Annotated in this window: 13 protein-coding genes; 8 read left to right on the forward strand and 5 right to left on the reverse strand. The window is 42.8% G+C overall.

Annotated features, from left to right (window positions below; translation table 11 throughout):
• Positions 1 to 25 precede the first annotated feature (25 nt).
• The gene (locus tag BLT41_RS14555; protein WP_092162415.1) at positions 26 to 2,983 is read left to right on the forward strand and encodes a chemotaxis protein CheA; all 2,958 of its coding nucleotides are present in this window, start codon (positions 26 to 28) and stop codon (positions 2,981 to 2,983) included.
• 161 nt (positions 2,984 to 3,144) lie between these two features.
• Here BLT41_RS14555 and BLT41_RS14560 read toward each other — a convergent pair whose 3' ends face one another.
• Positions 3,145 to 4,107 (reverse strand): hypothetical protein, encoded by a 963-nt coding sequence (locus tag BLT41_RS14560; RefSeq protein WP_092162416.1) that lies wholly within the window; start codon positions 4,105 to 4,107, stop codon positions 3,145 to 3,147.
• A 413-nt stretch (positions 4,108 to 4,520) separates the two neighbouring features.
• On the opposite strand from BLT41_RS14560, the gene ybgF reads away from it, so the two are divergent.
• The 7 genes from ybgF to BLT41_RS14595 all read left to right on the forward strand — a co-directional run bounded on the left by ybgF (position 4,521) and on the right by BLT41_RS14595 (position 10,507).
• On the forward strand, positions 4,521 to 5,339 hold the full coding sequence (gene ybgF, locus BLT41_RS14565; protein ID WP_092162417.1) for a tol-pal system protein YbgF: 819 nt from the start codon (positions 4,521 to 4,523) through the stop codon (positions 5,337 to 5,339).
• 21 nt (positions 5,340 to 5,360) lie between these two features.
• Positions 5,361 to 6,569: a DNA-processing protein DprA gene (dprA, locus tag BLT41_RS14570; protein WP_092162479.1), complete on the forward strand. Its 1,209-nt coding sequence runs from the start codon at positions 5,361 to 5,363 to the stop codon at positions 6,567 to 6,569.
• A 76-nt stretch (positions 6,570 to 6,645) separates the two neighbouring features.
• Positions 6,646 to 7,065, forward strand: a complete 420-nt coding sequence (locus tag BLT41_RS14575) for a hypothetical protein (RefSeq protein WP_092162419.1) — start codon at positions 6,646 to 6,648, stop codon at positions 7,063 to 7,065.
• A 2-nt stretch (positions 7,066 to 7,067) separates the two neighbouring features.
• The gene (locus BLT41_RS14580; RefSeq protein WP_092162420.1) at positions 7,068 to 7,907 is read left to right on the forward strand and encodes an HDOD domain-containing protein; all 840 of its coding nucleotides are present in this window, start codon (positions 7,068 to 7,070) and stop codon (positions 7,905 to 7,907) included.
• Between the two features lie 123 nt (positions 7,908 to 8,030).
• Positions 8,031 to 8,996, forward strand: a complete 966-nt coding sequence (locus BLT41_RS14585) for a GGDEF domain-containing response regulator (protein WP_092162421.1) — start codon at positions 8,031 to 8,033, stop codon at positions 8,994 to 8,996.
• Complete coding sequence (gene xerC, locus BLT41_RS14590; protein WP_092162422.1) at positions 8,971 to 9,933, forward strand: tyrosine recombinase XerC; 963 nt, start codon at positions 8,971 to 8,973, stop codon at positions 9,931 to 9,933. Before BLT41_RS14585 ends, xerC begins: the two co-directional genes overlap by 26 nt.
• Positions 9,934 to 9,973: 40 nt before the next feature.
• Positions 9,974 to 10,507 carry a hypothetical protein gene (locus tag BLT41_RS14595; protein WP_092162423.1) on the forward strand — a complete coding sequence of 178 codons (534 nt, stop codon included), beginning with the start codon at positions 9,974 to 9,976 and terminating at the stop codon, positions 10,505 to 10,507.
• Between the two features lie 80 nt (positions 10,508 to 10,587).
• Here the strand turns inward: BLT41_RS14595 and BLT41_RS14600 are convergent, their stop codons facing one another.
• From BLT41_RS14600 to BLT41_RS14615, 4 genes are all read right to left on the reverse strand, one after another.
• The gene (locus BLT41_RS14600; RefSeq protein ID WP_092162424.1) at positions 10,588 to 11,667 is read right to left on the reverse strand and encodes an NAD(P)H-dependent flavin oxidoreductase; all 1,080 of its coding nucleotides are present in this window, start codon (positions 11,665 to 11,667) and stop codon (positions 10,588 to 10,590) included.
• 243 nt (positions 11,668 to 11,910) lie between these two features.
• Positions 11,911 to 13,101, reverse strand: coding sequence for an L-2-hydroxyglutarate oxidase (lhgO, locus tag BLT41_RS14605; protein ID WP_092162425.1), 1,191 nt, complete (start codon positions 13,099 to 13,101; stop codon positions 11,911 to 11,913).
• 49 nt (positions 13,102 to 13,150) lie between these two features.
• Positions 13,151 to 16,057, reverse strand: coding sequence for a PD-(D/E)XK nuclease family protein (locus tag BLT41_RS14610; RefSeq protein ID WP_092162426.1), 2,907 nt, complete (start codon positions 16,055 to 16,057; stop codon positions 13,151 to 13,153).
• Positions 16,054 to 19,272, reverse strand: a complete 3,219-nt coding sequence (locus BLT41_RS14615; protein WP_092162427.1) for a UvrD-helicase domain-containing protein — start codon at positions 19,270 to 19,272, stop codon at positions 16,054 to 16,056. Before BLT41_RS14615 ends, BLT41_RS14610 begins: the two co-directional genes overlap by 4 nt.
• Positions 19,273 to 19,289: the final 17 nt, after the last annotated feature.

Below are 19,289 nucleotides of genomic sequence, written 5' to 3' on the forward strand. Positions count from 1 at the left end.
GAACTTTTAATACAGGGGGCTCTAAATGAGCCAAGATTTCTTGGATCCTGAAATTTTTGCTGATTTCATTATTGAAGCAAAAGAACATCTCGAGACAATCGAGCCCAATTTGCTTGAGCTTGAAAATAATCCTGAAAATCTTGATATTCTTAATGAAATATTCAGACCTATGCACTCTCTCAAGGGAGCGTCAGGTTTTCTTGGGCTGAATATTATTAACGGGCTTGCTCATAGAGCAGAGAACGTTCTTGACGAACTCAGAAAAGGCGAAATTTCTGTTACTTCTGAGATTATGGATGTAATCCTAGCAGCTACTGACTCGTTACGGCAGCTTATTGATAACCTCAATGAACAAGGAACTGAAGGTGAGGTTGATACTTCAATTGTTATTGAACGTATCGAAGCAATTATGGCAGGTGAAACTCTTGCTGTAGTAGAGCCTGAGCCTGAGATTGAGCCAGAGCTGGAAATCGAAGAAAGTGAACCTGTTTTAGAATTGGAAGATGATTACGAAGAACCAGAATTGCCGGAGGTCGAAATGGTGCAGGAGCCTGCTATTCCCGAATCTTCTGACCGTAAGCAATCGTATCAATTTGTTGCTATAGTCAATCCAGATGAAGAACCATACAATCTTACTACTGTAGGAGATGGACATCTGGCTGATTTCCTTGAAGAAGCTCACGAAATAATTGAAAATCTCACAAGAGGTCTTCTTGAGCTTGAACAGGATCCCGAAGGCAATGATGATCTTATAAACGATATTTTTAGATATTTTCACAACCTGAAAGGAAACAGTGGGATTATCGGATTTCGTGAGCTTAATTCGTTAACTCATGAAGCTGAAACTTTACTTAATAAAGTTCGTAAAGGTGAGGTTAATGCTACTCACTATATGATCGATCTACTTCTTGCTGTTGTGGATGGCATTGAGTCGTTGATTGCTCATGTGACTCCTTCTACCGGAGAAGTTCAGCCGTTGGATATAGCTCAGCTTGTCGACCCTCTTCAGAATGCGGTTGAAAGCGGAGAAGTGCTTCCGGTTGAAAGAGCTGATTCTGAAGTTGAAGAAGCTTCGGGATTAGGGGCTGAGTCGAAATCTGATCAGGAACTGGAACCGGATCTGGCTCTTGAACCTGAAGCAGTAGAAGACGGTCTCGATCCTGAAGATATTTCAATTTTTGAGCAGACTGTTCATCAACAGCTGGATAATATTTCACTTGCTCTGACCACTTTAGGCGAGGATTCCGGCCTGAAGGACTATATTGATGCTCTTTTCCGTAGTCTTGTTTCAATACAAAATTCTGCCGGATATATGGGCTTTGATAATCTTAAAGAGTATGCCGAACGTACTGCCGGACTTGTAGATCAAGCCCGCTCAACTGATATGGATTTTGGTTTGATGCTGGACCTTTTGCAGCAGGAATGCGGAATTATCGAAGAGATGATTTTTGCAGCTGTGGCTGAACTTAAGGGAGAAGAAGATTCTTCCGAGTCAGCAACTAAACCTGAAGTTAAGCCAGAGTCTAAACCTGAGCCAAAAGCTAAGCCTGAGCCAAAAGCTAAACCTGAGCCAAAAGTTGAGCCTGAGCCAAAAGCTGAGCCTAAGCCAAAAGCTAAGCCTGAGCCAAAAGCTGAGCCTAAGCCAAAAACTGAGCCTAAGCCAAAAGCTAAGTCCGAGTCTAAGCCTGTAGCCAAGCCAGCACCAAAGCCTAAGTCGGCGCCAGTGGCTCCTTCTGCTGTGGGAGTTCCGGCTCAAAAAACGACTAAGCCGAAAGCTATGACTACTATTCGAGTTGACCATCAGAAGCTCGATCATTTGATGAATCTGATTGGTGAGCTTATTATCAGTCGCGGTCGATATACGATGCTCGCCCGAGGTCTTGAAGAGGGGCATCTGGAAGTTCCTATAGTCGCTCAGCAGTTAACGGAAACAACGTATGCACTGTCCAGAATTTCTGATGACCTTCAAGATACTATCATGAAGGTTCGCATGGTGGCCGTGCAGACTGTATTTTCAAGATTTCCACGATTGGTTCGTGACCTCAGCCGTAAGAGTAATAAGCGTGTTGAGCTGATCACTGAAGGTGAAGAGACTGAACTTGATAAGAGTGTTGTCGAGGAAATCGGCGATCCTTTGGTTCATTTAATTCGAAATTCGGTTGACCATGGCCTTGAGCCGGAAGAAGAGCGTATTGCCAGCGGAAAGACTCCTGAAGGTCATGTATGGCTGCGCGCGTACCATAAAGGTAACTCTGTCGCTATCGAGGTCGAGGATGACGGGCGCGGAATTGATCCTGAAAAAATGCGTAATGTCGCGATTAAGAAGGGTGTTATTTCTGCTGAAGAAGCACGAAACCTTGATGATCGCGAAGCAATTGAATTAATCTTTGCCCCTGGATTCTCTTCTGCGGAAAAGGTTACTGACATTTCAGGTCGAGGCGTTGGAATGGATGTTGTTAAGAATAATATCAAAGACCTTAAAGGTACTGTTCAGATTTCTTCGGAAGTCGGGAAAGGGTCTAAGTTTACTCTTACCCTGCCTTTGACCCTAGCTATTATTGATGCCTTGATGGTTCAGGTTAACGGTGCAAATTATGCGATTCCACTTGATGCCGTTTCTGAAACAACTAAGATTGAAGCTGAAAGGCTGACTGAAGTTAATAACCGTAAGGTTGTCACTCTGCGAGGAGAAGTTTTAGGTATTGCGGAACTCGCAGAACTTCTTGATCAACCCGTAAGTGATCCTGACAGAGAAGTGCTCCCTGTTGTTATTATTCATGACAATGTACGCAGGCTTGGTCTCGTAGTAGATAGACTGCTTGAACGGCAGGAAATCGTGATTAAACCTCTGGGCCGCTTTCTAAGCCGATTTAATCTTAGAGGTGTGTCAGGAGCAACTATCATGGGGGACGGAAGCGTAGTGCTTATCCTTGATCCTCATGAGATATACAGCATGGCAACTGTCAAAGGGTCTTTGCAATAAAATTAAGTTAAGTAATACAAAATAAAACTCCCGGTGAAAGAATTCTTTCACCGGGAGTTTTTTTGTTCAATTGAATATTTTTTTGAGATTGGAACAGAACATAAAAAAAGGTTCATCCAGTAAAACCGGATGAACCTTAATAATTCTTATTTTATATCTGTTTACATTGTCAGATAAAGATTCATGGCTCCGGCCATGACCGTTGCGTGAGCTATTATTGTAAAAAACGGTGCAAGAGTAAGTCCTATTTTATGACGCATCGGGGTAGCACTTTTCCATGTGACTATCCATATTGCACAACATAAAAGGGTAAGAACGGCTGATAATCCGAAACAAATAGCGGTAGTATTGTTTGCTAAGAGGAGTTCTTTTGTCGGTCCGCATAGGTAAATAATAATGAATGTGACGGCTGCGAGTTGCGCAAGAGTTGGGATCAAAGCCCATTTAGAAATGACGGGTAGAGAGAATTTATAGTAGTCTCGCCCGAAGTCGTCTTTATTGCGGCGTAGAACCAGATAAAGTCCGCCTATGGTTGCCGCGAAAGATAAGGACATGATTAAATACAGTCCGGCCAAATAAAGCCCGGCAAGACCGGGGAGGACTAAAAAGTGATTAATAAAAGGAAGGGTCGGAACGGTTGGGACAGGGGCTGCGGCCTGCTGCATGAAAAATACTTTCATGGTCATGGTCACTACATGGACAGTGGAAATTCCGCCGAGCGCGGCACATGTACCGAGCAGTATATGGGCAGGTTTGTTTTTTTTCATGGATTTCCATAACAATGTATATGGAAGAAGCATTGCCAGAGTAAAACCTACCGTTATATATACCATTATGAATGGTGATGACGGATTTATAAACCAGTCTGTAAGCCAGTCAAATTGACGGGTAAAGTAAGTTGCCGCTCCAGCTGCACAACCTAGAAAAAGTACGTACATAATCAGAGACATGGATGCTATCTGCTTAGCTAATTTGTCGTAAAAAATTTTATTTCTAGCTTTTGCAGTGATCTCTAAAATGACAGCCAGAATCGGTGCTCCGATGGCTGAAAGAGCTATAAAGTCCCCTAAAGCTTTGGGCAACAACTGGGATGTAAGTCTTAATGGTTCCATGAGAGTGTTCATATTTTCTTTATCCTTCAAAAAAATTGATGTCGTGTAACAGATAAATTCTTTTTTATGAAAAGCAAGCCCTAGAAAAAAAGTATAAAATCTTTTCTAAAAAGTTTATTGGTTATTAAATTTGAAAAAAATGTTAAATAAGAAGTAGATAAAACTTTTTATTTTAAAATAAAGTAGGTATTCATCAAATTTTATGACAATCGGCTTACCTTTTTTGTGAACTTTTGCCTTAAAAACTGGTCGGAAGCAAGGGTAAGAGTGCGGCCTTTCTGTAAAATCGGCGATCAGCTTGCCAAATTGCTGTAAGTCGCCTATTTTGAATCAGTTGAAATTTGAATTGAATATTCCTGTTTGCGAGCTTTATAATTATACGATCTGTTTGCGTTGTTTTTAAAATTCATCTGGAGAGACATTTGATGAAGTATTTCCATATTCTTGCAATATTTATATTGTCATTATCTATCAGTGGTTGTTTTGCTGCAAAACAGCCGGAGCAACCCGCTTGGGGTGCAAGTGAAGAATGGCGGTTAAAAAGTCTTGAAGAGAATTTTTTGAATTTTAAAGAAGGGTTACGCGAACAGAAGGATCATATAGATAAAAATCATGCTGAAACAATGACTGCGGTTGAAAAAATTCAGGAACGGCTTGGAGAGCTTGATAGCTCTATTGCTGAATTGAAAGAGGCTCAACTGCAAATGTCTGCTATGAAGGCAGAGCAGGCTCTTGTCCCTGTTCCTGTTGCGGTCGAAGAAGAAGTTGTTGTTGTCGGTGGCAGTGAAAGCAGTGAAGAAAAGCCTTGGATGAATGTTCCTGGTGAAAATGCAGAACATACGCAGACTCAGGGTGTGGCTTCATCCAGTAACGGGGCAGACCTTTATCAGGAGGGAGTTCGTCTTGTTATGAATGATAAGCCTCTGGAAGCTCGTGCCAAGCTTACTGAATTTTTAAAAAACAATTCTTCCGGCAAGCTCGCTCCTAATGCACTCTATTGGATAGGCGAAACTTATTATTCTGAAAAAAGTTTTGCTCAGTCTATTTTAAAATTTAAAGAAGTCAGCAGACGTTTTCCTAAAGCAAATAAAGTTCCTGATGCAATGCTGAAAATAGGTCTTGCTTACGATAAACTCGGTGATAAAGAAAATGCTGTTTTTTACCTGCGAACACTTGTTGATGAATATCCAAAATCCGATCCTGCTAAAATCGGTAACCGCAGACTCAATGAAATTGAGGGCTAATTGGCTAGCGGTGGCTCGCAGTTGAATATTAAAGAAGAATATTTTGCATGTCTTGCTTTACGGCATACTCCAGGACTGGGGCCTAAGTCATGGTCGCGCATTTTAAAGTCTTATCCCTCTGCTTACAGTGCATTAAAGGATGCCGCGAATTGGGCTGATTTAAATCTTTGCTCTGAAAATGTAGCCGATGCTGCTCATGCGGAAGTTTGGCGAAGCACTGCGGAAAAAGAATTTAAAGAGGTTATGCGGCTCAGCTTCGGAATCCTTCCATGGACTCATCCCGGATTTCCTTCTTCGTTAAAAGAAATTTCGGACCCTCCAACTTATCTGTATTATTATGGAGATCCATCTCTTCTTGCAAATCCGGGGGTTGCCATCGTCGGTTCCCGTAATAGCAGTCGATTGGGGCTGGAATATGCTCAAAAGATTTCAGGAGAGCTTTCTGCCGTCGGTATTACCGTCATCTCGGGCTTTGCCCGGGGGATAGATGCTTGCGCGCATCAAGAAGCTTTGAAAGGGATCGGTTCATCCATTGCTGTTTTAGGTACGGGGCTTGATATTGATGATTATCCGCAAAACAGCGCTAGTTTGAGGCGCAATCTTATTGAAAACGGTTTGATCGTATCTGAATTTTCACCGGGAACTCGTCCTTATAGTGGCAACTTTCCGTTTCGAAATCGTATTATAAGCGGGCTGAGTGCGGGGGTGCTTGTGGCTGAAGCTGATATTAAAAGCGGCAGTCTGATAACTGCAAGGCTCGCCGCTGAACAGGGGCGTGAAGTTATGGCTCTGCCGGGCCCTTTGGGTAGTAAAAATTATTCAGGGTGTCTTAAGCTTATAAAAGAAGGCGCAGCTCTTGTTGAAACTGTGGATGATGTTTTAATAACCATCGGGCATTCATTGGAAGCGAATTCTAAAAAAGAGTTTGTGCCTGTTTCTGAAATAAAAACTCCCCGTGCGGTCCACAGTTTTAATAAAAATACGAGTCAGGAAAATAATTCCGTAAAGCAATCTGAAAGTGTTAAGTTTGTTTTGGATATTGACGCACTGGACCCTCATGAACAGGAGATTGCGCGCACGCTTGATAGAGAAGGAAAACTTCATATTGACGAAGTCGCGCGTAAATCAGGCGTTGATGTAGCCTTAACAGGAGCGGTTTTACTTGGTATGGAAGTGAAGGGAATCGTTGTGCACTTTCCCGGCATGTACTATGATATAAAGCGTTGCTAAGGGCGGTCCGATATTTTGATATGACGGCTTAGCCTGCATTTTATTTGTTTTAATATGATTAGGAGATGTTCGACTGATGCAGAAAATTCCAGTGAAACTTGCGGAGCCGGGGATGAAACTGGCAAAACCCGTTGCTCGTGATAACGGGATGGTAGTACTTGCTGAAGGGCTTGAGCTTTCTGAAGGCATCATTAGCAGGCTTGTTAGTATGAATGTCGAGCGTATTGTTGTGCAGGGAAATCCTCTTGATCTCGGCGACGGAAGTGATTCTTCATGGGGAAAAAAATCTGAGCGTCTTGATCATCTTTTTAGAAGATATACTAATGATAAATGGATGTTTCGCGTAAAAGGCTTTTTCAGAGAATATTTCAATCTCAAGGCAGCCGCGCAAAAGGCTGAAGCTGAAGCTTATAAATTAGCCGAAGAACAGGCTGCGGCCTCCGCTCTTGAAGCTGACGAAGCTGAAAAAGTGGACGAAAGGGGAGAGGATTTTTAAATATGTCTGATCAGGATCTTAAAACAAGCGTAAAAGGACAGATTCTTTCCACTTCTGACCTGCCTACTCTACCCAGTGTTCTCGATGAAGTTACAAAACTTGTGGATGACCCGAATTCTTCCACAGAGCAGGTTGCCAAGGTTATTTCACAGGATCAGGTCTTATCTGCTAAAGTTTTGAAAATGGTTAACTCTCCTATTTACGGATTCCCCGGTCGTATTACAACAATTCAGCATGCTCTTGTTCTGCTTGGTTTGAATGTCATAAAAGGTATTATTATTTCAACTTCGGTTTTTGATATGATCCAGAAGGCCATGTCCGGTCTTTGGGAACATAGCCTTGGATGTGCCTTAGCTAGTGGTGCGATTGCAAAAGCTGCCGGTTTTGAAGATCCTGAAGAGTTCACTGTTGCAGGTCTGCTGCACGATTTAGGAAAAGTTGTAACCGCAGTTCAATTACCTGAACTTAATGAAGCAATCTGCATGACTGTGCGGGAAAAAAATCTTTGCTATTATGATGCAGAAAAAGTTGTGCTTGGTTTCGGGCATGACCGAATTAACGCATGGCTTGCGCGGCATTGGAATCTTCCTCCGAACGTCAGAGAGGCTATGACTTATCATCATCACCCTGACAGAGCTCAATTTTATCAGCAGACAGCAGCGGTTGTTCATGTCGGGGATTTTCTGGTTCGCCTTTTTGAATATGGTAACGGAGGAGATGATCAAATCTCTTACTTTAAACCGGCTGCCATGAAAATTTTGAAGCTTAAAATGAAAGATCTTGAACCTGTAATGGATGAGCTTTCAGAACAATTTGTGGAAATTTCAGGGCTTACATTCTAAAGTGAATAATTTTTCTAGTTTGATTCTCTATTTTCGTGATTTTAGATAATAAATTCTTGTTTTTGTGTATCGTTATGCAGTTGTGCTTTGACGAAGCGCATCAGTGGTGCTAATCGTAACTTCATGGACAAGAATAATAATCACGGTCTGTTGGGCCTGACTAAACATAAATGTATCCTGATTTCATCGGATAATAAGTTTAAAGAGTTGCTCAGAGACATCTGGTCCGAAGAAACTCTCGAGTTTATCTGCTATAGTCAGGCTCGGGGAGCCATTGAAGATATTTTCAATAACCCGCCTGATTTACTTATAGTTGATAACAGAGTCACCGATATTTCCGCATCAGAAGTTGCGCGACTTGTTAAAAGCGAAAATGTTTACCGGCAACTTCCTGTCATTATATGCCTTGATGAAAAGGACCTCTCAACCCCTTGGGACTGGAATGAAATCGAAGTTGATGATTTTATTGTACGTCCTTTCTTTAGACCCATTGTGCGGGAAAGAGTAAATTTAACTCTTTGCCGGGCCGTGCGTGCGCTGGATGCAAATCCGCTTTCTAAACTTCCCGGCAACACTTCTATTATTAATAAAATTCAGACTCTTATAGATAAAAACCAAGATTTTGCGCTAGCCTATTGCGATTTGGATTATTTTAAATCGTTCAACGATAAGTACGGCTTTTCTCGCGGAGATGAAGTTTTAAGTATGACCGCGCGAATAATCGTGAATACGGTTCGAGGTTTTGTCGGAGAGCAGACTTTTGTCGGTCATGTCGGTGGTGACGATTTTGTTGTAATTACTTCCCCTGACATTGTTGAAGAAGCCTGTAAGCGAATTATTTTTTCTTTTGATGGTATTGTTCCCAATTTTTACGATATTGAAGATCGCAAAAGAAAGACTATTGTTTCAACCGATAGACAGGGAGTGGTGCAGACTTTTCCGCTTATGGCAATTTCTATTGCGGTTGTTTTTAATATTGATGGCAAACTCAAGCATTTCGGAGAAGCCTCAGCTATAGCGATGGGGCTTAAGAAGAAAGCAAAAGAAAATCCAAAGAGTAATTATGTCCTCGACCGCCGGACCCCGTAATGTAATGCCGGAACCAGTTCAGATCTTTCTTACTCATATGGATATTGAGAAAGGGTGTTCTAAGGCTACACTATGTTCTTATGAAAAAGATCTGATTCAATTCGAAGAATTCCTTTCTACCCGTTCGCACTCTCTTTCAAATCTAGTTGAAATCTCGGTTGATCATGTCCGGGGATTTCTTGCTAAACTGCATGGCCGCAAACTTGCTAAAAGTACGCTTTCCAGAAAGTTATCCACGCTTCGTTCTTTTTTTAAATACATGACGCGTCATCGTTTTATTACGAATGACCCTATGGCAGGTATACGCAATCCTAAACAAGAGGTTAGGCAACCGCGTTCATTGAATGTTGATCAAGCTATAAATCTGCTTGATTCAAAGTGCGGGGTGGAACCTGAAGATAAAAGGGATCATGCTATAGCTGAACTTTTGTATGGTTCCGGATTGCGTGTCAGCGAAGCTATTTCTCTCGGCATTTATGATGTGGATACCTCTTCCGGGCTTGTCAGAGTTACGGGAAAAGGAAACAAAGAACGTCTTTCTCCGCTTAGTGACACAGCCCGCGAGGCTATTGATTCTTATCTCACTGTCAGAGAAGAGCTTGGACCTGCGCTTGAAGAGACAGCTCTTTTTGTGGGCAATAGAGGCGGGCGTATTAATCGAAGACAAGTCAATCGAATTCTCGCACGCATGGCCGAAGAGGCCGGATTGCAAGGCGGAGTTCATCCGCATATGTTGCGACATAGTTTTGCCTCGCATATGCTTCAATCCGGCGCGGATATGCGATCCGTTCAGGAATTGTTAGGTCATGAAAATCTTACGACTACTCAGAGATACACTCATCTGAATTTACAGCATATTATGAATGTTTACGATAAGGCGCATCCTTTATCAGAAAGTGGTTCTGTAAGTAGAAAATCTGATGGAAGCGATGAGTAATCGCAGGAAATTTTAATTTATCAACCTTGGAGGAGGATCTATGAAAAAGCAGACGGCAGCCGCAGTTACAAATGCGATTGAGGCTAACAGTGATTCGGCGAGAAATGCAGCTCTTTTTGAAATCCGCAGTTTGAAAAAAGATTTAGCTCAGCTTGAGAAGGAACTTTCTTCCAAAAAAGGCGAAAGCATTGAACCAGCTTTTGATCTGATTCATAGCGCGTTTGAAATTTTTCGTCATACGCAGGTGATGGCAGAAAATAAAAAACTTACTGAACAGATTGATGATTCTCTTGAAAAATCTTCATACAAAGATTTTCTTGATTCAAAGGGCGCAAGAATTTTAAAAAAGCCTGAAGGATGGCATTGGATTTCTCCAGCAGGTGAAATGCATTTTCTGGGGGCTGGATCTGAAACTCAGGCAGCCGCTGAGAAGCTTGAGTCGATAATTTCACGTAAAAGATCTGCTCCTAAAAAAGCAGCCGCTAAGAAAGCTGCACCTAAAGCGGAACCGGTTGCTGAAAAAAGTGCAACCGAAGAAAGTCCTAAAGAGCCTAAAAAGGCTAAGGGAAAATAGTTTTTTGATATATTGCACAGCGTATGGCAAAAAAAAAGGCGTTCCATCTGGAACGCCTTTTTTTATTCTATTATTCTTGGCTAAGCTGGGCAAGCCACTTCGAATTCTGCTTTGAGTTCAGCAATGAGCTCTTTAACAGAGACTATTTTTTGGGTTCTGTAAGCATTTGCCCCTGCGAAAGCAAAACCATATTTCAATTTACCGCGCTGTGCGCTGATAAGTGCTGATGCAATGCAGTAAGGGGTAGTTTCAACCTGACAAGTTTTAAGGCATTTGAATGAGCATTTAAAAGGAGTTTTCTTGCCTGCGGAAACAGCATCAAGAAAGTCGTTTTTAATAGCTCTTCCCGGTAAACCTACAGGGCTTTGAATTACAGTCATGTCTTCTTTAGTAGAATCAACATAAGCCTGCTTGAATTTTTCGTTTGCATCACATTCGTGAGTCGCTACGAATCTTGTTCCAAGCTGAACACCTGCTGCGCCCATTTTAATGTACTTGCATATGTCTTCACCGGTGTAGATGCCGCCGGCTGCAATAACGGGGATAGTTTTACCCGTTTTTTCCTCGAACACTTTAACAGCGCCAAGGACTTCTGGAAGTATTGATTCAAGGGAAAATTTAGGATCATCAAGCTGGTCGCGGTGAAATCCAAGATGACCGCCCGCTTTGGGGCCTTCCACGACAAATGCGTCGGGAATGTAGTCGAATTTGGATATCCATTTTTTGCAGATGATTGAAGCTGCTCTTCCAGATGAAACAATAGGGACTAGTTTAGTCTTAGCGCCGTCTACAAGATATTTTGGAAGATCTAAAGGAAGTCCAGCGCCGGAAAAAATAACATCAACGCCTTCTTTTACAGAAGTACTCACCTGTGCTGCGAAATCTGTCAGAGCAACCATGATGTTTACTCCGACGATGCCGGAGGTTTTAGCCTTGGCCTTTCGTATTTCGTCAGCGAGTGCTTCGCTTTGTGCCTCTGGCGCACTTTTGTTCGGCTTTGAGCTGGTAAGGCCGATCATTGCAGCAGCAATAACGCCTATTCCGCCTTCTTCGGCAACAGCTGAAGCGAGACCGGAAAGAGATATTCCTACGCCCATTCCGCCTTGAACGATGGGCACTCTGGCAACTAGGTCGCCAATTTTAAGTTGGGGAAGCTTCATTACTAAGTTCTCCTGTCTATATATTTTGATAAACTGTTCAAATAGTGAACTAAAGTTTATAAATTCTTCTCTTTTTTCAAGTAATTTGCAAGCCTTTTTAGGTCTGATGCAATGACTTTGAACAGTTTATAGTTCGAGCAAAGTTTTTTCCTGTATGAGCTTTTAAGTCAAGTGTTTTTTACTTTTGAATTTATTGCAGATGATGTTGTCTGTTTCTTTTAAACTTCCAGAATGAAACATTCTTTAATGTATGTATTTGTCTACTATCATTTCTGCAAAGAACATGGAACTGGTAAATGCTGGAGATATTGCATTAAGTACGTGTACACTTTTGTCGTCACTTTCGATCAGGAAGTCCATTACAAGTTCGTTTCGTTTTATGTCCACAAGTTGCGGGCGGATTCCTACTTTAGGTGTACTTTCAATATCATCCGGGCTTAGTTCTTTGACCAATTCTTTTGCATCATTGAAAAAGCAACTGAAAAAATATTTGCGAGGTTCTTCAAAGGCGATGGCACGAAATTTAGGATTTTTCATAAACAGAATCGTATCCCTTAATATAATACTGAAAGCCTCGCTGTCCAGTCCCTTCAATATGCCATAGTTTTCTCTGCCGAATGCGGGGATTGCAGTCGGTCCTAAGTAAACGTCTCCGGTTGCACTTCGGGTAAAATGTATACCGAGGAATGGATTTTTAATGTTCGGTACCGGATAGATACTGCCCCGGATTATATCTGCTTTGTCTTTTTTAAGCTTTTTGTAGATGCCTTTGAAAGGAATAAGCTGGTATCCTTCGCCGAAGCCGAAATGTCTGGCTACTTTGTCACTGTAAGCACCGGCGGAGTTGATAAACATACCGCAGCTGATTTCACCTTTATCTGTAATAATCAGATTGTTCTTTTTTGCAGTGATGAAACTTGTTCCGAGCATGAAAGTTACTTTACCGCTTTGTAATAGATCATTGTAGAGAGAGTTCATTACTGCGCGGGGATCAACTACTGCTGTGTAGTGTGAAAAAAGAGCCTGTTTACACGTCTTAGCATTGGGTTCTATTTGGGAGAGTCTTTCTTCGTCTATCAGTTCTACTTTTGCGCCGTTTGCCGTAGCTCTGTCATAAAGTTCGTGCAGAGTGGGAATTTCAGATTCGTTTTTGGCAACGATAACTTTTCCGCTTTCGAGTAAAGGCAGCCCTTTTTCTTTGCAGTAAGCCTTCATTCTAAAATTTCCTGAGAGACACGATTTGGCGCGCAGGCTGCCGGGAGCATAATAGATACCGGCGTGCAGTACTCCGCTGTTACGTCCAGAGGCGTGTTTGGCAACTTCAGTTTCTTTATCAATGATAAGAATATCTTTGTGCCCTCTGGAGATCAGTTCGCGTGCGATTGTCAAGCCGACGATACCTGCGCCGCAGATCATAATTTCAACGGTTTTCATTAGCTTATTCCTTTAATATTTATTAGGCGTGTTTCTTTTTTTATACATTCTATGCTCCGCATGCTTCGCGGTATGAACACCAATTGCATTGTGCGGAGCGGATGGCTTTAAATTCAGATTCACAGATCATATTATTAATGATGAACGTTGAAAGAGCAGGAATTTTTGTGCCTATAATATCAATTCTTTCTTCTTCATCCGTTTTGGAGTCGAATAGAAATTTTTCGTGGCCGCTTTTTACAAGTTCAACAAGCGCAGCCTGACGAGGCATTACTGATGAAGTTTGATGGTCCATCAATAAATAAAGGGGAAGTTGAAGGCTGTCGGCACTTGATTTTATTTTTTCTAAAAACTCGGCAGAGTCGTGATACAAACTTTGCGGGTCTTCCAATATCGGAGTCCAAATTTCTGAATTTTTCCAGAATGATTTGCGGGGCATGTGTAACTGCCCTGTTTTATAATCAATAACGTACCTAGAGTCGTCACGGCTATCCACTCTGTCAATTCTACCGTGAATTTTTACCGGATACTTATCAAGAGTCAGAATTGCCTGTGCGTCTGATTCCAAAGCAATAACTTTTGTCTGTCCGATATTTTTAAGGAATAAGGTGAGCCTGTTTTTACCAGCATGTTCAAGTGATTTTTTAATGTCATAGGGCAGATTAGGGTAAAGTGAATCCCGTTCCAGACGCATCATGAAAAGTTCATTCAGTTCACTGAAGTTTAAATCCTTACCGCAAATTTCAATGCCCAGATGCGGAGTCAGAAAATCTTTCAGTACTGAATGAATAAGCTCACCGAAACCAGCGCGGTCTCCGTCTAGATCAACCGTAGCGCTTTCCCTTACGTTTGACAGGTAGCGGAAAAAGAACAGTTTGGGGCAAGTTACGTAGCAATCAATAGCTGAAGGCGAGAGACCCTTATGTTTAAGCATGTCCTCAAGTTTTTCGGCAACAGGCTCTTTTGCTATCGGTTCGGGGATATTTAGTATTGCTCCCACTGGAAAGTTGATTGCTTTTAAAGGAAAGTTTTCACCGGGGGTGATTATCTTTTTAGCTTTCTGCTCAAGTTTCCAGAGAAGCTGTTCAACAAATCGGCTACGCACGCTTTTTGAATCAAGCAGGCCGGGCTGAACTCCGCTCTGATAAAATATGCACGATTCTTCACTGCCCATGATAAGTCGATAAAAGTTATATGTAGCAACGCTTTCCCGTTCATGCGAATCAGGAAGATCCAGCAGATATCTCAGCTGATCCGGCAGAAGCGGATCATAAGGATCTGTTCCGGGAATTTTTTCGTCTACAGTGTCCAGAATGAAAGTCCGTTTGAAGTTAAGCAGCCTGCTTTCAAGCATCCCAAGTACCTGCATGCTGGAGATAGGGTCCGGTTCAAAGGATACCCGCTGTGATGAAAGGAGCTGCCGGAATATCGAAAAGGATAATGATTGTCCAAAATTTTCTTCACTGATGGAGCTTTCGCGAAGTTCAGGAATAACTTCATTCATCAGACGGAACAGACATTCCGAGTCGAGCAGATATCTCTGCCACAACGTTCCGCCGCGTAAACGGAGCATTTCCGCCATATGTTGTAAACTGTCGGCAAGTTCTTCGAGAGTTGTAATTTTTGCAAAGCCGTCAATGCAGAGTCCTAGAACTTCGGTTCGCAATTCTTCTGTTGTGTCGGAGTTATCAATAAGATTTCCGTTTTCATCGCTGTATACCGGAATAAATTCTTTTGGATCGGCATAAGGTGAACCACTTCTGAGCACTGTTTCCCATTGATGAAAAATTGTTCTCAGCGGTTGCTCGTCATTAATTTCAAGCATTTTTAAGTAAGGGTGCCTGATCAGAGCTAAAATATCTTTCCAGTAATAAGTTTTACCGTTTTTATTTTCTTGAAGTTTTAAAATCGCTTCGAGAAGACCGTTCAATGCGGAGCGTTTAAGCGGATACCCCATACTGATATTTATATCATGCTCGGGCAGATGGTGCATAACGGGCAGTAAAAGTGAAGTGTCCGGCAAAACCACTGCGCATCCTTCATATGAACCGGTGGAAAGTTCTTCACGCATGGCGCAAAGTTGTGAATGGCGATCGAATCCTTCAAAGAATTTTAGTTCGGGCAGAGCGCAACTGTCTTCGGATATATCATCTGATACAGCCTCGGCTTTCCAGTTTCGCATCCAGTTACGATGTTCTTTTACTGCGAAATGTCCTTGTTCTCTTAAGGCTAAAGCCGGGTCGCTGTGCCAGATGATCCGCAAATCTAAATTATCCCAGAGATGATGGAAAAATTTATCTTCAACTCCACTGAGACCATAAAATCCGGCAAGGTACAATTTTTTGCCTTCTAAAATGTTATCCAGTTTATCCAGATTTTGGGACAGATTGCGGTTTTCAAGTCCCGTGGTGGACCAGCCTCTTCGTTCGAGGGCTTCTACATATTTTATAAAAATCAGTTCTATTTCTTCCAGCAGGGCGGCTGCCCAGTCGAGCACTTCACCTTGAAGCATAGACAAGTTGCGGGGTTTAACGTCCTGCCGGAGCATTTCTTCCAGCAAGGAAGCGAGCCTTGTACCCCAAGGGAAAAACTTTTGCAGGTCAACAGGGAGTTTGGATAACAGGCCGGTTGATTCCCCCCGAAGTCCTTCGATTATGTTAAAGAGCAGTCCGACTTGATCAAGCTTGCCGATTCTGCGTGGGAAAGTTCCCGTAAGTTTCGGCATGAGTGAACTTACAAAGTCTGAAAAAGAGTAAATCTCAGGCAGAATGCAGGGTTTCGGAAGATCGTCCGAAGCGGCAAGAGCTTTTTTTAAATATCTGGCTGGTCGGTGATGCGGAACAATAACAATTGTATTGCTTAGATCGCCGTCAGATTCATCTATTAAAATAGAACTGAAATTTTCGATGAAATCTTTTTTCCACGAAATAACGGTGAAAGGTGAGCGGGTGGTCATATCATAACCTCCCGTGTGAACTTTTCATCAAGGTAGACAAGGAGTCCCCGCAATTCTTTTTGATTTCCGTACATTTCTTTCAGCAACCTTAAATATCTTTTAACTTGTTTTTCATTTTCAGGAGACGGGGAGCCTGTTTTGTATTCAACCACCAGTGCATGGTTTTCTTCGAGCAGAAGTAAATCCGCACGGTGTGTCTCACCTTTGCGGTCCATAATGGCTACTTCCGGTCTTCCGCGTTCAATGGCGGCGCGCACATCTTCAACGGATATGGCCCAGCTTGTCATGGCTGCAACTTCGGGAATGATTTTTTCGCGTTCATCGGCAATGGCGGGAAATTGTGCAAATGCCGCTTCGGTGCTTCGTAAGCTGTCCGCTTCATCGTCGCCAGTGAGGATAAGATTTTCCATAGCCTTATGTGCAAGTTCGCCGCGCATACGGGCATCGTAGGAATAATCCTCTAAATTATGGCGGTAAACTCTAAGTCTTGGAAGCCATGCCATAAGTTCCGGTGATTGCAGTTCAGAATATTTTGAACCGTCCACATGGTCTGCGTCTGTCTGGTTGAGTTCTCCCTGTTCAGGGTTATTTTTCGGTTCAGGATTATTTTCCTGTGGAGATTCGCTTGTTATTGATGATTCAATTTTTACGGGAGCGGTTCCGTGTTCCAGCAGTCCCAGATCATTAAAACGTCCTTCAAGGATTGTTTCAATGGCGGAAAGGGCCGGAGTTACGCTTTTAACTTTTTCAGACGGCAGGAATCCATATAACTCATCTCCTGCTCTGGTCCATGCAACATATAATAAGTTGAGCTGTTCAGTGAACATGCGGGTGCGGTTTTCATAATAAGTATCACCCAGAGCACTGCTCATGGGGGTTAGCAGAATTTTACCGTCCACTTCAATGTCGGTGAACGTGGTATCTGATCCTGATACCGCCCAGTTGTGAAAGGGAACGATTATTACCGGGAATTCAAGTCCCTTTGATTTGTGGATGGTCATGATGCGTACAGCATTGACTGATTCAGGGAGAGGCACTTTCTCTTCTGCTGATGATATTTCCCAGAAATCGAGGAAAGCGGCGAGTGATGTGCCGCGTTTTTCTTCCGCAAGATGCACGACTTCCAGAAATCTACGAATATAAAGTTCGTCCTGCGGGCTGTTTTCTATGATTTGGAAGCGCGAAATCATCTCGCTCGCCAGATCGTAAGGAGTCATCAGGCCGGATTTACGCAGAAATGGCGAAATGTGATAATTCCAAAAGTCAGGGAATTTTTCTGAGAAACGGCGGTAGAGCGGTCCTTTATCTCTTGATCCCAGCCAATTGACGATTTCCTCATTAGAGATAGCCGAAATGCGCTGGAAAACTTCCTTTCCGCAAATAAATTCCAGAAATGCAAGATCGTCTTGCGGATAATCGAGAAATTTAAGCAGTGATACAATCTGCCGCACAACGGGATGACGGTCGAGCTGAAGGCTGTTTTCAGTGATCACCGGAATTGCTTTTTCCACCAGCCAGTCACAGACAAGCTGGGCATGCCCGTTGGAACGGACAAGTACACATATGTCTTTGAATTCTCTGCGTGGGCAAAGGTCGTCCATAAGTATGTTGAAATTACGCTTTGTTTCCGCTTCTATTTCTGACGAAGTTTCGGAAAAAAGTTTTAGCAGTTTAACATATCCACCTTCGCGAGGCTGGTTGGGCGGAAGTTGCTGCGAGGCTCCTTCAAAGGATGAAACAATTTTTTCTGTAAGCTCTGTCTGTTGATCTTCCGGTCCGTTCGGATAAAGAATTTCTGCTAAATCTGTTGCAACATCGTAATCGGCAAGAGCATCAAAGAAAGAGTTATTGAACTCGATAACTTTTTCAAGGCTGCGCCAGTTGTAATCAAGGTGTCCGGGAGTAAATTCTGAAAGTGCGGCAAGTTCCGGCTCGTCTGCTATTTCATCAAAAAGCTCAGATCTTCCGCCCCGCCAGCTGTAAATAGCTTGTTTTACATCACCTACATAGAACAGGCTGCCGTTTTTGGATAAGCACTCGACAGCGAGCGGGATCATTGCGTTCCATTGCGCAAGACTCGTGTCCTGAAATTCGTCAACAAGCAGGTGATGCAATCTCGATCCCATGCGGCAGAACGCATCCGGCAGGGCTTCACCGTTTTGTAAAACATATGATGCTACCCGTGGAAGTGATGAACTGAGCAGCATTCCGTGAAGGGATTGATACTCAATGATGTCGTCACGGATTTCTTCGACGATTCTTACGAACGGGGCAAGTGCATATGCTCCGCGCAAAATCATGGCTTGGTCACGGTAAAGTGTGTGTGCTTTTTTCAGGTCTTCGTAAATTTTTTCATGGAACGAGTTTATATCGCCTTTGGATTTTTTATTTACGCAATCCACAAAACTTTCTTTTGAGAGCATTGTCGATTCTTTAGGCTCTCCCATAAAATCAAGAGATGCTGCGTGAGCCAGATATTTAAGAAGATGGCTTGAGGCGGCGATGCTTTCACTCTCTATTAATGAAGACATGGTGGAAACAGCCTTCATGAATTTATCAAAATGGGATTGAAGCAGTCCGGCTATTTCTTCCTGATCGGTAAGCCTTTCGCCCGGACATTCCAGAACGTGTTCAAGAATCCTGATTAATCTGAACCGCATTTGTTCAGCCAGCCAGAATCCTTGTTTGTTTTCTTTGATAACAAGACTTTCAACCGCATCATCCATCAATTTTTTACGGTACTCATCGCCTTCTTCACAGTGGGTCAGAAATTTATTGAAGTTAGGTTCAAAAAGGGTGGCAGGGTCGAAAAGGAGTTCAAATTCGGGGCTTAATCCCAGTTCAAGGGCAAAAATACGGACCAGCAGATTTAATAGGCTGTCGATGGTTCGGATGTTGAGTCTATTATAGCGCTGTAAAATGGGCGTCAGCTGTCTTTTGGCTGCACCGGGAGTCCAGTCTTTGCCGAGCCCGTCACCTTCTATGTCCAGTGCTCTGTTCTTTAAAGATCGTACGACCCTTTCTTTCATTTCAGCGGCGGCTTTATTGGTGAAGGTTACAGCCATTATTTCCGGCCAGCAGTAACCTTTGGCCTGCGATGACTTACAGACGGGAATTGAATCTTCTTCCTGTGATCCGGCAAGAAGAGATAAAAAGCGTGCGGTAAGTTCGTAGGTTTTACCAGATCCGGCGGAAGCTTTAACCTGTTTGAGCATTATGAGAACCTTTTAAG

Origin of the sequence: Maridesulfovibrio ferrireducens, from assembly GCF_900101105.1 — a bacterium.
In the GTDB taxonomy this organism is placed as follows: Bacteria; Desulfobacterota; Desulfovibrionia; order Desulfovibrionales; family Desulfovibrionaceae; genus Maridesulfovibrio; species Maridesulfovibrio ferrireducens.

Excerpts from the sequence above, each read along its gene's own strand:
- BLT41_RS14555 (WP_092162415.1), top strand. The coding sequence starts at position 26 with ATGAGCCAAGATTTCTTGGATCCTGAAATTTTTGCTGATTTCATTATT.
- BLT41_RS14560 (WP_092162416.1), bottom strand. The coding sequence starts at position 4,107 with ATGAACACTCTCATGGAACCATTAAGACTTACATCCCAGTTGTTGCCC.
- ybgF (WP_092162417.1), top strand. The coding sequence starts at position 4,521 with ATGAAGTATTTCCATATTCTTGCAATATTTATATTGTCATTATCTATC.
- BLT41_RS14575 (WP_092162419.1), top strand. The coding sequence starts at position 6,646 with ATGCAGAAAATTCCAGTGAAACTTGCGGAGCCGGGGATGAAACTGGCA.
- BLT41_RS14580 (WP_092162420.1), top strand. The coding sequence starts at position 7,068 with ATGTCTGATCAGGATCTTAAAACAAGCGTAAAAGGACAGATTCTTTCC.
- BLT41_RS14585 (WP_092162421.1), top strand. The coding sequence starts at position 8,031 with ATGGACAAGAATAATAATCACGGTCTGTTGGGCCTGACTAAACATAAA.
- xerC (WP_092162422.1), top strand. The coding sequence starts at position 8,971 with ATGTCCTCGACCGCCGGACCCCGTAATGTAATGCCGGAACCAGTTCAG.
- BLT41_RS14595 (WP_092162423.1), top strand. The coding sequence starts at position 9,974 with ATGAAAAAGCAGACGGCAGCCGCAGTTACAAATGCGATTGAGGCTAAC.
- BLT41_RS14600 (WP_092162424.1), bottom strand. The coding sequence starts at position 11,667 with ATGAAGCTTCCCCAACTTAAAATTGGCGACCTAGTTGCCAGAGTGCCC.
- lhgO (WP_092162425.1), bottom strand. The coding sequence starts at position 13,101 with ATGAAAACCGTTGAAATTATGATCTGCGGCGCAGGTATCGTCGGCTTG.
- BLT41_RS14610 (WP_092162426.1), bottom strand. The coding sequence starts at position 16,057 with ATGACCACCCGCTCACCTTTCACCGTTATTTCGTGGAAAAAAGATTTC.
- BLT41_RS14615 (WP_092162427.1), bottom strand. The coding sequence starts at position 19,272 with ATGCTCAAACAGGTTAAAGCTTCCGCCGGATCTGGTAAAACCTACGAA.